We start from the raw sequence: 15626 nt of genomic DNA on the forward strand, positions 1-15626 counted from the left end.
CCGCAAGCACCGCCGCACCACTTACGCATCACCTCCCTGACACCCGCGTCGCCGACGACGCGTAACCGACCGGAGGAACCGCCGTGGCCGCTGAGCCCAGGTTTCGCAAAGACGCAGATGCAGCCGCCCCCGACGTGACGGCCGACGCCGTCGCAGAAGCAGAAGCAGCAGGTGCCGACCGGAAACACCCGGTCGACGAGACCCTCCCCCCACTGAAGATGTTCACCAGCGGCCTCCAGCACGTGGCCGCCATGTACGCGGGCGTGGTGGCCCCGCCGCTCATCGTGGGGCCGGCCGTCGGCCTCACCGCCAAGGAGACCGCCTTCCTGATGGGGGCGAGCCTCTTCACCGCGGGCATCGCCACCCTGCTCCAGACCATCGGCTTCTGGAAGGTCGGCGCCCGGCTGCCCTTCGTCAACGGCGTCTCGTTCGCCGGTGTGGCCCCGATGATCGCGATCGGCAAGGACCGGGGGCACGAGGGCATAGCCGTGATCTTCGGCGCGATCATCGTCGCGAGCGTGCTCGGCTTCCTCCTCGCCCCGTACTTCTGCAAACTCGTGCGGTTCTTCCCCCCGGTCGTCACCGGCACCGTCATCACCCTGATAGGCGTCTCGCTCCTGCCGGTCGCCTTCAACTGGTCCCAGGGCGGCAACGCGGCGGCGGACGACTACGGTTCGATGACCAACATCACCATGGCCGCCGTGACCCTGGTGATCGTGCTGGCGCTGCGCAAACTGCTGCGCGGCTTCCTCCAGCAGATCGCGATCCTGCTCGGCCTGGTCATCGGCACTCTGATCGCCATCCCCGCCGGGATCACCGACTTCAGCGCCATCAAGAACGCCGACGTGGTCGGCTTCCCGACGCCGTTCGCCTTCGGCGGCCCGCAGTTCGAGATCGCCGCCATCATCTCCATGTGCATCGTGATGCTCGTCTGCATGACCGAGTCCACCGCCGACATGCTGGCCCTCGGCAAGATCGTCGGCCGCCCGGCCGACGAGAAGATCATCGAGGGCGGCCTGCGCGCCGACACCCTCGGCAGCGCCATCAGCCCGGTCTTCAACGGCTTCATGTGCAGCGCCTTCGCCCAGAACGTCGGCCTCGTCGCCATGACGAAGATCCGCAGCCGCTTCGTCGTCGCGGCGGGCGGCGGCATCCTCATCGTGCTCGGCCTGGTCCCCGTCGCCGCCTCCGTCATCGCCCTCGTACCGCTGCCGGTGCTCGGCGGCGCGGGCATCGTCCTCTTCGGTACGGTCGCGGCCAGCGGCATCCAGACCCTGGCCACCGCCGCGATGGAGAAGGGCGAGAACGCGCTGATCGTGGCGGCGGCCCTCGGTATCGGCCTGATCCCGATCGCGGCGCCGCAGTTCTACCACGCCTTCCCGGAGAGCCTGCTGGTCGTCCTCGACTCGGGCATCTCGACCGGCTGCGTGGTGGCCATCGTGCTGAACCTCGCCTTCAACCACTTCGGCCGCAAGCCGGACGCGGAGGACGAGGAGTCGCGCGACGGCGAACACGTGGTCCCGGCGGCCGCCGGGGTGGGCGTCCACTGACGTACCGGCTGCCCGCCGTCCGGTGAAGCCCCGTGCCCCGCACGGGGCTTCGGCCGTGTGCCGGCCTTGGCGAGGGCGGTCTCGGCTTCGGCCGTGTGCCGGCCTTGGCGACGGGTGGCCTCGGTTTCGGCCGTGTGCCCGCCTTCGCCGACGGTTGGCCCCGGTTTCGGCCGTGTGCCGGCCCTCGCCGACGGCTGGCTCCGTTTCGGTTGTGTGCCGACCGTGGACCCCGGCCTTCGATACGCGGCTTCGGCCGTACGTCAGCCCTCGTCGATGCGGTAGCTGTCCCCGTACACCTTCCACCGCAACGGCGTCTCCAGCCCGAGCTTCCCCTCCCGTACGAAGACCCGCTGGGCGCTCTCCACCCTGCTGGTGTCCGTGTGCGACGGCTCCCGGCCGATCGCGGCCACGCGGGCGTCGAGGAACGCGTTGAGATACGCCTTCTCGTCGCCGCCCCGCGCGGGTGTCCGGACCTCCGCCATCGCCTCTCGGCGCATCGTCCGGAACCCGACCGAGCCCTCCGTGTCACCCGAGCCGTGCATCACGTACGCGTCGTAGTAGATGAACTGCCCCAGCGCCCCCAGCCCGTCCTTCTCGGCCTGCTCCACCGCCGGTTCGAAGTAGGCGGCGTCCCGCTCCGCGTCCTGCGCCGCACGGAAGGCGGAGTCCTTCGCCGCCTCCGCCCACGCCCGCGTGAACGGTTCGCCGAGCCCGGCGTGCGAGTCGCTGCCCTCCACCGAGCGCAGGGCGGGCAGGAACCGCTCCAGCGGATTGCCGGGGCGCGCCTTCCCGTATCGTTCGACGACCTTCCGCAGGTCACCGGTGCCGGAGCAGAACCCGATGATGCCCGCCGTGTACCCCCGGCCGTCGCCGATGTCCTCGATGTACGGGTACTGCGCCTCCCAGTCCAGCGAGGAGTTCTCCGCGCTGGAGACCAGCTGCATGGCGATCCGCTTCTTCGCCGGGTCGGCCAGCCCCGCCTCCGTACCGCCCGCCTCGGAGGCGGATCCGGAGCAGCCGGTCAGGGCGGCGGCCGTGAGGAGGGTGGCGGCGAGGGGGAGGCGCAGGGCGCGGACGATGCGGTTCACCCGCCCAGCCTGCCAGGCCGGGGGTGGCGGCCGGGGCCGTGGAGCGGAGGGCCGCCCGGCGGCTGTAGCGTCAGGGGTATGGAAGATCAGTCAGTTGTGGATGTCGGCGATGTGCGCCTCGCGTACCGGACCTGGGGCGATCCGTTCGGCTCGCCCGTCGTGCTGCTGCACGGCCTGGGCGGTTCCGCCGCGGACTGGGAGGCGGCCGGCCCCCTGCTGGGCCAGGAGTGGCGGGTCTTCGCCCTGGACCTGCGCGGCCACGGCGAGAGCGACTGGCCCGACGAGTACGACCTGGAGCTGATGGCCGAGGACGTCGTCGGCTTCCTCGACGAGCTGGAGCTGAACCGGGTGGGCCTGGTCGGCCACGGCATGGGCGGGGTCGTCGCCCGGATCCTGGCCCACGAGCACTCGGACCGGGTGGAGCGGCTGGTCCTGGTGGAGACCCCGGCCCCGTTCCCCGGCGACCCGGGTCCGGCCGGGCGGCCCGAGGGCCCGGTGGACTACGACGAGAACGCGGTGCCCGCCGTACGCGACCAGCTCGCCGACCCCGGCCCGGACGCGGACGAGGGCCTCGGCGAGATCGTCGCCCCCACGATGATCATCACCGGCGGCCCGGAGAGCCGGATGCCGCAGGACCGCCAGGCCGACATGGCCTCCCTGATCCCGGACTGCCGGCTGATCACGGTCCCCGGCGGCCACCGCATGCACGAGACCCGGGCCGACCAGGTGGCCGCGCACATCACGGAGTTCTTCACCAGCTGAGGGGCCGGGGCCGCTGTGGGCGGCGGGGCCGAGGGCGTTGTCAGTGGTGGCTGCCATGATCGGCGCCATGGACTTCGACCACGCCCTGTTCCTCGCCGAACTGGACGCCCAGCCCTGGGCTGCCTACACCCACGCCTACGGCAGCGCCGAGGACGTCCCGGCCTGCCTGCGCGCCCTCACCGGGGACGACGACGCGGCGGCCGATGAGGCGCAGAGCGAGCTGTACGGCTCCATCCTGCACCAGGGCTCGGTGTACGAGGCGTCGGCGAAGGCGGTGCCGTTCCTGGCCCGGATCGCGGCGGCGGGCATCCGTACGCCGGATGTGCTTCTGCTGATCGGCGGGATGGCGGAGGGCGGGGCGGACCCGGGTGGGAGCGGGCCCGAGGAGAGCGACGAGGTGGCCTGCCGCCGGGCGGTCGTCGCTCAACTGCCGCTGCTCCTGGCCTCGGTGGTCCACGAGGACCGTGCTGTACGTCAGGCCGCGGCCTGGGCGCTGGGGGCGACGGGGACGGCCGGGGCCGGCCGCGCCGTACCGGTGCTCCGCGACCGGGCCGCCGTCGAGGGCGACCCGCTGGTCCGCGCCGAACTCCTCGCCGCCATGGCCCAGTTGGACCCCGAGGGCACCGCTCCGGCGGCGCTGGAGGCCATCGGCCCGGACAGCCCGCCGGAGCTGCGGATCGCGGCGCTGCTGGCCTGCGTGGACAGCGGGCTGCCCTGGACCCCGGCCCACCAGGAGGCGGTGCTGGCCCTGCTTCCCCTGGACCGCCTGGTCGCCGACCGGTTCGACCTCTCCCGCAGCGAGCCCTTGCACCACATCACCCTGACCCTGCTGGACCGGGACACGGAGGCGGACCGGGAGGCGGTGTTCGCGCTGCTGGATGCCGCGTTGCGCAGGGGCGAGCCCGAGGCCCGTACGGAGGCGGTGTGGGCGGCCGCGACGGCGTGCGAGCTCTCGCGGAGTGCGCCCGCGCGGCTGGCTCCCGCGCTGATATCGGTGGCCACGGGGGGCGGGGCGGCTGCGGGGGCGGACGACGTGCCCGGCGCCCTGTCGGCGCTGGCGAAGCTCGGGCCGTACGGGGCTCCCGCCGCCGAGGCGCTGGCGGCCCGCGCGGCGGGCGAGGGCGATGCGGCGGACCGGGCCCTCGAAGCGCTGGTCGCCGTCGACCCGGTACGGGCGGGGCCCCTACTCGCCCGGGGCCTGGAGAACCGGCCCCGGGCGTTCGGAGCGGCGTGCGGCGGGCCCGCCGGTTCCTTGCCGGTCGTGCCGTACGGTCCCGAGCTGCTGGCGGCGGTCCGGCGTCGGCTCTCCGCGCTGGAGCCCGGCGGCCCCGCCCCGTTCCGGTTGGCGGCGCTGCTCACGGCCTGGGGCCCGGACGCGGCCGCCGTCGTACCGGAGCTGCTCGCCGCCCTGTCGGCGTACCCCCGGCTGCTGCCCGGGGTGCTGGTCGCCGTCTGCCCGCCCGGGCGCCGCGCCGAGGTCGCGGACGCGCTGCGGACACAGGCGGGGACCGGCCCGGTGGAGGGCAGGACCGAGGCGGCCCGTGCCCTCCATGAACTGACCGGTGACCACGGCCCGTTGCTGCCCCTGCTCGCCGAGCGGCTGGCGGGGAGCGCCGGGGGCGGCGGGGGAGCCGATGGGAAGATACGCGAGGCGGCGACGGCCGCCGGGGCTGTCGGGCCCTCCGCCGTATCGCTCGTACCCGCACTGCGCGCCGCGCTCAACCCGCCCGGCGCCGGGCGGAACAACCCGCAGATGGACGACGACATCGCGGTCGCCGTCGCCCTGCACCGCATCACCGGCGACGCGACGGACGCGGTCCCGGTGCTGGCCGGGGTGCTCGGTGACGGCGAGGCGCTCTGGCGGCGCTGGACGCTGGTCCGCGCGGCACAGGCGGCGGCCGGCCTCGGCCCGGCGGCCCGGGGGCTCGTCCCCGTACTGGAGGCACTGCTCACCGACCCCGAACAGGTGCCGTCGGCCGTCCGCGCCCTGCACGCCATCGCCCCGGACGAGCTGGACACGGCCCATGTGACCGGTCTCCTGCTGGACGCGGCGGAAGCGGGCACCGCCCCCTCCGAGGCCGTGGACACCCTGGTGGCGCTCGGCGTGGACACGCTCTCCGAGGAGCACCGGGCGCGGCTCACGGAGCTGGGGGAGCGGGACCGGAGAGTGGTGAGGTCCGGGCTGGACGGCACGGTAGAGGCAGCCGACGAACGGCTGCGCGCCCGGGTGCGCGAGGCGGTCAGCCGGGGATGACCCTCCGGACCAGGTCGGGCGTCCACTCGACGTACTCGACCTCCGCCCCGTCCGCATGGCGGGCGTAGAGGAACCGCCCCGTCGGTCCGCCGGTCACCGGGGTGGTGACGGCGGCTCCGGCGGAGTCCAGCGTGGCCTGGAGGGCGTCGAGATCGTCGACGACGACGGTGGCCGAGGCGTGGGCGTACCGCGCGCGTTCCTCGGCCGGACCCGCGATGACCAGGAAGCTCCCGATGGCGGCGAGGGCGACCTCGTGGAACGCCAGCCGGAGGTGGGGCTGTTCGCCGGTGAGCTCCTCCAGCAGCGGCAACGCCTGGTCGAGGTCGTCGGTCCAGAGGCGTGCGTAGGTCTTGAGGATGGTCATGGCCGCGCTCCCGTGGTCTCGTCCGGTGACAGGGAGACCGTAGGCGCGTGGGGGGCCGACCTGGAAGAACGCACTTTTCGGTGAGAAAGGCACCGGAAGGGAACCCACCGGGGCCGGGCCCTCGCCTGCCGGGTCCGAGCCTGCACGGGCCGGGCCCGAGCCCTCGCCCGCCGGGTCCTGGCCGCCGCCCGCCGGGTTCGAGCCCACGCGCACCGGGTCTGAGCCCACGCTCACTGGGTCCGGGCCCGAGCCCGCGCGGGTCGGGTCCGAGCCTCCGCCCGCCGGGTCTGAGCCCGCACAGGCCGGGCCTGAGCCCACGCCCACCGGGCCCGAGTCCCCGCCCACCGGGCCAGGGCCCACACCCATCGGGTCCGAGCCCGCACGGGCCGCGCCCGTCAGCTCCCGTCCCGGGCTCAGCCCCCCAGCGGCCGGTCCCCGCTCAGCTCCCCGGCCGCCACCCCGGCCGCCACTCCGGCCGGCGGCCGCTGAGGCCGATCACCCGGTCCAGCAGCGGGGCCTCGTCCGGCACCGGGACCGGCGGGCCGAAGATGCCCCCGCGGTCCGGGTCATCGTCGACCGGGGCGAGCAGGGCCGCGCAGGAACGCAGCTCGGCCTCCCCGGCCTCGTACGGCTGGCCGGTGGCCCGGGCCAGGTCCCAGCCGTGGATGACCAGTTCGTCGAGGGCGACGAGCCCCGCCACCTCGCCGGGCAGCTCCACCCCGCCCGCCCGGGTCATGCCCGTCCAGGCGTCGGGCGAGCGCCAGGCCGCCGCCACCTCCTCCAGCCGCCTGGGCAGCACCTCGCGCCAGTCGTCGTCGAGGACGGGGAGGGCGGTGTCGGGGGAGACGGCCGTGCTCGGCCCGAGGTCCTTGCGGGCGGCGTCGCGGAAGGCGGTGGCCAGCCCGGTCAGATGGCCGAGCAGCTCCCGTACGGCATAGTCCGGGCAGGGGGTGGGGCCGTCCAGCCGGGCGTCGTCGATCGCACCGAGCAGGCCGGTGATCCGCCGGGCGGCCGGCTCCAGATCGAGGGCGGGAGCGGGGCCGGAGGCATGCGTGCTGTCGGAGTTCATACAGGGCAGACCGGCCCGCGGCCGAGAACTCATCGGTACGGACCGTCCACCCGGGGGAGGGTGCGCGCGGCGCACACCGCCACATAGCGGAAGGTTCCTCGCCGTCCTCTTGTCGGCAACCCCCGCGCCATGTCATACAGGTCTGGACCATTGCTGTCCGGATGGAAGGCACCACCGTGCAACGCCCCCACATATCTGCCGCGTTGGCCTGTTCCGCCCTGCTCCTCGCCCCCCTCCTCGTTGCCTGCGGCGGCAGCGCCGAGGCCGACACGCAACCCCCCAGCACCCCCGGCGGGGTGACCGCGCAGGCCAGCAGCTCCACCTCCGTGCACGTCATGTGGGAGGCCGCCACCGACAACAAGACCGTCGCCGGCTATGAGGTCTACCGGGGGAAGGCCAAGGTCAAGAGCGTCCCGGCGACCAAGACCATGATCGACGTCGACGGGCTGACGGCCTCGACGGACTACACCTTCACCGTCCGCTCCAAGGACACGGCCGGGAACCTCTCCGCCCCCAGCAAGGCCGTCCCCGTCACCACCCAGGCCACCCCGCCCAAGGACGACACGCCCCCCACCGTCCCCACGAAGCTGACGGGCACCGCCGACGGCAGCCGGGGCGCCACCCTCACCTGGGGCGCGGCCAAGGACGACGTCGGCGTCACCTCGTACGACATCTACCAGGAGGACTCCCGGATCCACAGCGTCCCGGCCTCCGAGACCACGGCGAAGCTCACGGGCCTGCGCCCCGGGACCGTCTACACCTTCACCGTCCGGGCCCGCGACGCCTCCGACAAGTCCTCCGCCGACAGCAACGCCCTCGACCTCACCACCGAGTCGGCCCCCGGCGCCCCCGCGAGCACCGCTCCCACCGGGCTGCGCACGGAGATCGGCAAGGAGGGGGCGGAGTTCACGGTCGATCTCTCCTGGGACCAGCCCGACACGGGCGGCGTGATCCCCGCCTACCAGCTCTATCTGAACGGCAAGCTGACCACCACCATCGTCTGGGGCGGTACGCCCCCGAAGGGCCGGGCCACCTACCGGCTGAACCTCGCCGACCCGCCCGGCACCCGCTACTCGGTGAAGCTCAGGGCCAAGCTCCCGGACGGCAAGTGGGGCGACTTCTCGGCCCAGCCCACGATCGTCCTGGCGGACTGACGCCTCCTGGTCCATCCGCCTCTCAGGCGTGCGGCCCCTCGCCCCTTGTGATCCATTGGTCCCGGAATGGGCCGGAGGGACCGAAGGGGCTGCACCATGGGACCGGGAGACGACCTGAGCACACGAGCGGAGGCGGAGGAGCGGCCCCCGGGCGGCAAGAAGTTCACCTTCCCCAGCGCCCTCACCATCCTGGCAATCGTCACGCTCGCCGTCTGGGCACTGGCCTTCCTCGTCCCGCCCGGCGCCTACGACCGCGACAAGGGCGGCGCGCCGGTCCAGGGCACGTACCACCGCGTCGACTCCGACCAGAGCTTCGTCGACCGGCTGAACGACCTCTTCCTCTCCCCGGTCAACGGCCTCTACGGAGTCCAGGACGCGGAGACGGGCGAGGTCGGCACGGACCTGGCCGGCGAGCTGTACGGCAGCGCGGGCGTCTTCCTCTTCGTCCTCGCCATCGGCGCGTTCATCACCGTGGTCTTCGCCACCGGCGCCCTGGACCGGGGCATCGGCCGCCTCGCCCACCGTCTGCGCGACCGGGGCGCACTGCTGATCGCGGGGGTGATGCTGGTCTTCGCGCTGCTCGGTACGGTCGAGGGCTTCGCGGAGGAGACGCTCGGCTTCTACGGCCTGATCATCCCGCTGATGCTGGCCCTCGGCTACGACCGGATGGTGGCCACCGGCACGATCATCCTCGGCGCGGGCATCGGGGTGCTCTGCTCCACGGTCAACCCCTTCGCCACCGGAGTGGCCTCCTCCGCCGCCGACATCTCGCTCGGCGACGGCATCGTGCTGCGCGCGATCATGTGGGTGGTCCTCACGGCTGTGACGATCACCTACGTCATCCGCTACGCGAACCGTGTCCGCGCGAACCCCGGCCGCTCGCTCTCCGGCTTCCTCCCCGGCGACCGCGACCACAACGCGGCGGAAGCGGCGGAACCCCCGCAGCTGACCCGGCTCCACCAGACCGTCCTCATCCTGGTGACCCTGGTCTTCGCCTTCATGATCTTCTCGGTCGTCCCCTGGTCCAGCGCCCTTACGGGCGACGCCGACGCGACCCCGTACGGCTTCGAACTCGGCTGGTCCTTCCCGCAGCTGGCCGCACTGTTCCTGGTCGCGGCGGTCCTCGTCGGCATCGTGGCCCGGTTCGGCGAACAGAGGCTCAGCGCCACGATCATCCAGGGCGCGGCCGACTTCATCTCACCCGCGCTCGTCATCGTGCTCGCCCGGGGCGTCACCGTCATCATGAACAACTCGCAGATCACGGACACCGTGCTGCACTCCATCGAGGGCGTGGTCTCGGGAACGTCGTCGGCGCTCTTCGCGGTCATCGTCTTCCTCGTCAACCTGCCCCTGGCCTTCCTCATCCCCTCCACCTCCGGCCACGCCACCCTCGCGATGCCGATCCTGGCGCCGCTCGCCGACTTCGCGGGCGTCTCCCGCGCGGTGGTCGTCACGTCCTGGCAGGCGGCGAGCGGCTGGATGAACCTCTGGGTCCCGACGACGGCGGTCACCATCGGCGGGGTCGCGCTGGCGAAGGTCGGCTACGACAGATACCTGCGGTTCGTCTGGCCGCTGCTGGCGATCCTGGCCGTGCTGATCTGCGGGTTCGTGGCGCTGGGGGCGGTGTGGACGTGAGGAGGCGGAACCCCCTCGTCGTCCGACCGCCGGAGCCCGGCCTCCTACACGTCGGTGAGCGTCTCCGAGCGGGAGAGGAGAGCCTCCGGTTCCGATGTGAGCTGTCCGCCCGAGACGAGTTCGCGGAGCCTGTCCCGAGTCTCAGCGTCCGTCGAATAGATCACCGTTCCGACCATTCCGCGGGTCAGCAGCACTTTGTACGTATTGCGAATCAGCAGGTCCACCTCCCCGTCCGGGACGGACCTCTTGAAAACGGGATCCTTCGACTGCCCTCGGTCCGTCTTCCACTGGCCCTCCCGCCAGACCAGATCGGGCCCGATGATGACGCCGCTCCAGTCGTACTCGAAGCCTTGGGCGGTGTACACGCAGCCGACCTGGCCGAAGCCGGCCGGGTCCGTGGCCCAGAGGGCGGAGGGCGGTGCGCCCGCGACACCGCGGTCACCGAACACGTTCCACGGCCGTTTCCAGTCGCCGATGACCACGTCGGCGGGCAGCGCCTCGCCGGGTGGCGTCTTCTTGGTCCACGGCCAGCAGTACCCCGCGGACATGCGCGCCCCGTAGCCGAGATCGCGCTTGCGGCTCAGGAAAGCCTCCATTTCGGCGGGGCTCTCGGCCACCATGAGCTGCATGCGGCCGTCGGGCCGCCATTCGGTGGGGCCGCCCGGCTTCAGGCCCAGGAGGCGCAGCACCCAGTTCAGGTAGGCGTCGCTGCCACCACAGCGGAACTGACTGTCCAGATGGATGACAGTGCACTCCAGCCCCTTGGCTGCGGCGGCTCGGCGGATCTGTTCCACGTCGCCCATCTCGCCCGGTCGCACTATCTGGTGCTCGTCCAGGAGGAACACCGGCACACGAGCGGCGTCGATCAGCTCATCGACCTGAGGCCGGTCACTGCGCTGCGCGGCGGGCGTGTAGCGGTTGGCGGACGTCTTCCGCATGCGATGGGCTTCATCGCAGATGATGACGTCGAGGGCGTTGCGCTCAGCGGTCATGAAGCTGTTGAAGTATTTGAAGAGCTCCTGGACCTCCTTCTTGCGCGCGCCCGCGACCTTCCGCATCGTCTTGGTGAACGACTGTGATCCCGTCGCGTGCAGCGCGGATCGGCCCTGCCGGTAGAGCTCGCCGAGCAGCGACAGCGCAATGACGCTCTTTCCCGTTCCGGGGCCCCCTTCGACCACGAGCACCTCCTTGCGGTCCGCCTGGGTGGCCCGCCTCACGGCCCCCATCACGGACTCGTAGGCGACACGTTGCTCGTCGAGGAGCACGAACTGCTCCCGATTGCGCACCTCTTCGGCTGCCACGGCCATGAGTTGCTTCGACGGCCCGATCTTTCCGGCCAGCAAAGCGTCTGCGGCCGCTGCGCCGTTGACAGGAGCGAGTCGTTCTTTGAGGAAGCGGATGAACTCCCCGCGAGTCTCCTCGCTGAAGATTCGGCCCCTCTCGCTCAGGCCCACCTCGGTCAGCCCCGCGATGCCGAACTGCGTAGCGTTGTGCAGATACGCCGCGCCGGAAACCCGGTCCGGGTGGTCTCCCAACGCTCCGTTGAACGCGACGAGGTAGTCGCAGTAGCCGCGAACCTGCTCGATCGGATTGAGGACCGGCCGGCTGTACGCGTCGATCCAGCACAGCGAGGGCTCACCCTCCTCCGGCGTCGCCTGGCTCCACTGCTTCAGTTCGATCACGACGTAGGACGGCTCTCCGGTTCTGGGATGAACCCCGGCCAGGACGGCGTCCGCCCGCTTGCTCGTCAGCGGCAGTCCGTACTCCAGCAGCACGGTGACCTCGTCGAGGCCTGCTTCCACCAGCACGTTCATCAGGGCCGGGATACTGCGCTCCCAGGAGCGGGCCTCGGCCCTGCTCGGCTGGTATCCGTGCTCCTGGACGAACCGCTCGGCGAGCCGAAGGAAGAGGCTGCCACCCAAGGCCTGAGCGGCGGCCGCGGAGACGGAATCACGAATCAAGGGAGACTCCCGGGCAGCACGATATGCGGTGTGCGGGTGGGGGCGTGTCCTGATGGGGAAGCCTGGCGGGCCGCGAAGTCGACAGGCAGAACACTATCTCTTTCGGCATGAGCGGTCCTTTCGGAAGTTGCGCGCGGGACTGGCGTCTTGTCCCGGAAAGCAGCGACGGAACTACTTGCGACGCAGAGAGAAGGTGAACAGCGCGCGCAGCACAACCGCGTACTGCTTGAGGATTTCGGGCCGATCGGCCGAACTGGTCTTGGCGAACGCCCATTTGGCGATGCGGCAGGCGGTGGCGCAGGCCGCGGCGAAGCAGGCCGTGAAGGAGATGGACGCCGCGATGGCGACGACGGATCCGACGGACCCGAGAGAGGAAAACAGCACGAAGACATCCTTGAGAGAGAGGGATGCCGGAATACCCCAGGGAGGAACGTTTCTCCTGATTCCGGTCACAGCGTGTGGGGCTGACTGTGGTTGGTCAGGTGAGCGTGGGGGTGCTGCATTCCCGGGCGTACGTCAAGGACGTGCCGGATGAGAGGTGGGGGAGAGCGAACGTCCGCATCGGGACGCGAGGGGCCAGGGCCCAAGGCGCAATCATGCGCATCCTTACGGTTGGAGGGCGTAGCCAACTTCGACAGCCCGGTGGGTTCCGTAAAACAGCCCGCTCATTATAGCGCACATGGTAAGGCTTTGGCCAGAGGGTGGGGTAGGAATATCTCCGCCCCCGGCGCTGTGCGGTGCCGGGGGCGGAGTGTGCGTATGGGTGACGAGGTCAGCGCAGCTGCTCGTACGCCGGCAGCGTCAGGAAGTCCGCGTAGTCCTGGTCCAGGGAGACCTGGAGCAGGAGGTCGTGGGCCTGCTGCCACTTGCCGGCGGTGAAGGCCTCGTCGCCGATCTCCTCGCGGATCGCGGCCAGTTCCTCGGCGGCGACCTTGCGGGCCAGGTCCGCGGTGGCGTGCTCGCCGTTCTCGAAGACCACGTCCGCGTTGATCCACTGCCAGATCTGGGAGCGGGAGATCTCGGCGGTGGCCGCGTCCTCCATCAGGTTGAAGATGGCGACCGCGCCCAGGCCGCGCAGCCAGGCCTCGATGTAGCGGATGCCGACCGCGACGGCGTTGCGCAGGCCCTCGTACGTGGGCTTGGCGTCGAGGGTGTCGATGGCGATCAGGTCGCCAGCCGCCACCGAGACGTCCTCGCGCAGCCGGTCCTTCTGGTTGGGCTTCTCGCCGAGGACCGCGTCGAAGGAGGCCAGGGCGATCGGGACCAGGTCGGGGTGGGCGACCCAGGAGCCGTCGAAGCCGTCGTTCGCCTCGCGGTCCTTGTCGGCCTTGACCTTCTCGAAGGCCACCTTGTTGACCTCGGCGTCGCGGCGCGAGGGGATGAAGGCCGCCATGCCGCCGATCGCGTGCGCGCCGCGCTTGTGGCAGGTGCGGACCAGGAGTTCGGTGTACGCCCGCATGAACGGGGCGGTCATCGTCACCGCGTTGCGGTCCGGCAGGACGAACTTGGCTCCGCCGTCACGGAAGTTCTTGACGATGGAGAAGAGGTAGTCCCAGCGGCCGGCGTTCAGCCCGGAGGCGTGGTCGCGCAGCTCGTAGAGGATCTCCTCCATCTCGTACGCGGCGGTGATCGTCTCGATCAGGACCGTCGCGCGGACCGTGCCCTGCGGGATGCCGACGTACTCCTGGGCGAAGACGAAGATGTCGTTCCAGAGGCGGGCCTCCAGGTGCGACTCCGTCTTGGGGAGGTAGAAGTACGGGCCCTTGCCGAGGTCGATCAGGCGCTGGGCGTTGTGGAAGAAGTAGAGGCCGAAGTCGACCAGCGCGCCGGGCACGGGGACGCCGTCCAACTGGAGGTGGCGCTCGTCCAGGTGCCAGCCGCGCGGGCGGGTGACCACGGTGGCGAGCTCGTCGGCGGGCTTCAGCGCGTACGACTTGCCGGACTTCGGGTCGGTGAAGTCGATCCGGCGCTCGTAGGCGTCGGTCAGGTTGAGCTGGCCGAGGATCACGTTCTCCCAGGTGGGAGCGGAGGCGTCCTCGAAGTCGGCGAGCCAGATGCGGGCGCCCGAGTTGAGCGCGTTGATCGTCATCTTGCGGTCGGTCGGACCGGTGATCTCCACCCGGCGGTCGTTCAGCGCGGCCGGGGCCGGGGCGACCTTCCAGGAGTCGTCCGCGCGGACCGCCGCCGTCTCGGGCAGGAAGTCCAGCGTGGAGGTACGGGCGATCTCGGCGCGGCGCTCGGTGCGCCGGGCGAGCAGCTCATTGCGGCGCGGCGTGAACTGCCGGTGCAGCTCGGCCACGAACGCGAGGGCCGCGTCGGTCAGGACCTCATCCTGCCGGGGCAGGGGCTCGGCATCGACGATGGCCAGCGTGGACGGCGCTGGTGCGGACATGAGCTGTCACTCCTTCAGCGGGCGGCGGCTTCGCATGGCCGCCGGGTCGCCTGAGACGGCACGGCGTGCCATGGGCTCCGAGATACGGCCGTGGGTGCCGTCTGAGGTTCAGAGGGCTTCTGACCAGTGGATAGTAGTTTCCTCATAGTGGAAGTTCAATGGTTTGTTGATGTCGAGATTCTCCGGGTCGACAGAAACGGGGTGCCGGCGGCGCAGCGTGCCAGGGCGGCCACGGAGGGTTGAGCGGCCACGCAAGGGTTGACCAGGGTCCGCCGACGTCACTCCAGATGGGTCAGGTCCTGTGCGGTGTCGATGTCGTACGCCTGCGCCACATCCGAACACTCCACCAGCGTGATCGCATCGCGGTGCTCCCGCAGATACGCCCGCGCCCCCTGGTCGCCCACCGCCCCCGCCGCGATCTCCGCCCACAGCTCCGCCCCGAACAGCACCGGATGGCCGCGCTCCCCGTCGTACGCGGCGGCCACCAGGCTCGTCCTCGACCGGTAGGCCACCCGCACCCGCGCCACCGCCTCCGCGCCGATCCCCGGCTGGTCCACCAGCAGGACGAGCGCCGCGTCCGCCCCCGTACCGCTCAGGGCCGCCAGCCCCAGCCGGAGCGAGGAGCCCATGCCCTCCTCCCACCCCGGGTTCACGGTCACCGCCGAACCGGTCAGGTCGGCCCGGGCCCGCACCTCCTCGGCCGCCGCGCCCAGCACCACATGGAGCGGGCCGCAGCCGCCGTTGCGCAGGGCGCGCAGGGCGTGCTCCACCAAGGGGCGGCCGCGGTGCTCCAACAGGGCCTTGGGGCGGCCGCCGAGCCGCCGGCCGCCGCCCGCGGCGAGGAGCACCCCCGCCACCTTGGGATTCTTCACGTGAGAAGCCATGAGCCCTGGATACCACCGAGCCGTTCGCACACGCGACACGCATGTCACTCTCAGGGGTCACCCTGATTTCTGTCCGTGGAGTGGCGCACACAGCCTGTCATGGCGTTAACTTGCGGGCGGACCCCGGTACTTGGCCACCGCCCGGGGGTCCGGGGGTCACACCGGCACGAGGCGTGCGAGGGGGAGTGCTGTGTTGCGAAGCGTGGGGCAGAAGCGGGTCACCGGCAGCGGCGAGGACCCGAGGGTGGCTGAGCTCCGTATAGCCGTCTCCCGGCTCCGCCGCGAACTGGCCTCGCTCTCCTACGAATTCTCCGACCGCCCCATCGCCGAGGAAGAGCTTGCGGCACTGGATGCCATGGCGGTCGGCGGGGCTGTGGAGATCCCCCGCATGCGAAGCTCGTTACTGCTGATCGCGGGGTCGGTCGGCTCGGTCAGCGCGCTCGCCGCCGCCCTGCGTGACGTACGCAACGCGGTGGACCTCTTCGGGGAGCCCCCGCGCGGGTGAGCCGGGGT

Annotated in this window: 13 protein-coding genes; 6 read left to right on the forward strand and 7 right to left on the reverse strand. The window is 71.6% G+C overall.

The window, feature by feature from the left end; all coding sequences use genetic code 11:
• Nucleotides 1-134 precede the first annotated feature (134 nt).
• Nucleotides 135-1550: a nucleobase:cation symporter-2 family protein gene (locus GTY67_RS29355; RefSeq protein WP_256062137.1), complete on the forward strand. Its 1416-nt coding sequence runs from the start codon at nt 135-137 to the stop codon at nt 1548-1550.
• Nucleotides 1551-1810: 260 nt separating this feature from the next.
• On the opposite strand, the gene GTY67_RS29360 is transcribed toward GTY67_RS29355, so the two are convergent.
• Entirely contained in the window at nt 1811-2638 is an 828-nt protein-coding gene (locus GTY67_RS29360; protein ID WP_161280997.1) for a chitosanase, read from the reverse strand.
• 78 nt (nt 2639-2716) lie between these two features.
• Between GTY67_RS29360 and GTY67_RS29365 the strand changes: the two genes are divergently transcribed.
• Together GTY67_RS29365 and GTY67_RS29370 are read left to right on the forward strand one after the other, a co-directional pair.
• Nucleotides 2717-3400: an alpha/beta hydrolase gene (locus tag GTY67_RS29365; RefSeq protein WP_093686586.1), complete on the forward strand. Its 684-nt coding sequence runs from the start codon at nt 2717-2719 to the stop codon at nt 3398-3400.
• A gap of 55 nt (nt 3401-3455) precedes the next feature.
• A complete protein-coding gene (locus GTY67_RS29370; protein WP_161280999.1) occupies nt 3456-5654 on the forward strand; it encodes a HEAT repeat domain-containing protein in 2199 nt (732 codons plus the stop codon).
• Here the strand turns inward: GTY67_RS29370 and GTY67_RS29375 are convergent.
• Entirely contained in the window at nt 5641-6018 is a 378-nt protein-coding gene (locus GTY67_RS29375; RefSeq protein ID WP_093686645.1) for a VOC family protein, read from the reverse strand. The genes GTY67_RS29370 and GTY67_RS29375 overlap by 14 nt on opposite strands.
• Nucleotides 6019-6457: 439 nt before the next feature.
• A complete protein-coding gene (locus GTY67_RS29380) occupies nt 6458-7087 on the reverse strand; it encodes a TIGR03086 family metal-binding protein (protein ID WP_161281001.1) in 630 nt (209 codons plus the stop codon).
• A gap of 161 nt (nt 7088-7248) precedes the next feature.
• Between GTY67_RS29380 and GTY67_RS29385 the strand changes: the two genes are divergently transcribed.
• Complete coding sequence (locus tag GTY67_RS29385) at nt 7249-8241, forward strand: fibronectin type III domain-containing protein (protein WP_161281003.1); 993 nt, start codon at nt 7249-7251, stop codon at nt 8239-8241.
• Between the two features lie 96 nt (nt 8242-8337).
• Nucleotides 8338-9876, forward strand: coding sequence for a YfcC family protein (locus GTY67_RS29390; RefSeq protein WP_161281005.1), 1539 nt, complete (start codon nt 8338-8340; stop codon nt 9874-9876).
• A gap of 44 nt (nt 9877-9920) precedes the next feature.
• On the opposite strand, the gene GTY67_RS29395 is transcribed toward GTY67_RS29390, so the two are convergent.
• The 4 genes from GTY67_RS29395 to GTY67_RS29410 all read right to left on the reverse strand — a co-directional run bounded on the left by GTY67_RS29395 (nt 9921) and on the right by GTY67_RS29410 (nt 15113).
• The gene (locus GTY67_RS29395; protein WP_161281007.1) at nt 9921-11837 is read right to left on the reverse strand and encodes a DUF2075 domain-containing protein; all 1917 of its coding nucleotides are present in this window, start codon (nt 11835-11837) and stop codon (nt 9921-9923) included.
• Between the two features lie 171 nt (nt 11838-12008).
• Nucleotides 12009-12290, reverse strand: coding sequence for a hypothetical protein (locus tag GTY67_RS29400; RefSeq protein WP_237502948.1), 282 nt, complete (start codon nt 12288-12290; stop codon nt 12009-12011).
• Nucleotides 12291-12609: 319 nt separating this feature from the next.
• Nucleotides 12610-14229: a malate synthase A gene (aceB, locus tag GTY67_RS29405; protein ID WP_161281011.1), complete on the reverse strand. Its 1620-nt coding sequence runs from the start codon at nt 14227-14229 to the stop codon at nt 12610-12612.
• Nucleotides 14230-14507: 278 nt separating this feature from the next.
• Nucleotides 14508-15113: a nucleotidyltransferase family protein gene (locus tag GTY67_RS29410; protein WP_161281013.1), complete on the reverse strand. Its 606-nt coding sequence runs from the start codon at nt 15111-15113 to the stop codon at nt 14508-14510.
• 202 nt (nt 15114-15315) lie between these two features.
• Here GTY67_RS29410 and GTY67_RS29415 point away from each other — a divergent pair, with 202 nt between their 5' ends.
• Nucleotides 15316-15618 carry a DUF5955 family protein gene (locus GTY67_RS29415; RefSeq protein WP_204117183.1) on the forward strand — a complete coding sequence of 101 codons (303 nt, stop codon included), beginning with the start codon at nt 15316-15318 and terminating at the stop codon, nt 15616-15618.
• The last annotated feature ends 8 nt before the right edge of the window (nt 15619-15626 follow it).

It is taken from the genome of Streptomyces sp. SID8374 (assembly GCF_009865135.1).
GTDB lineage: Bacteria > Actinomycetota > Actinomycetes > Streptomycetales > Streptomycetaceae > Streptomyces.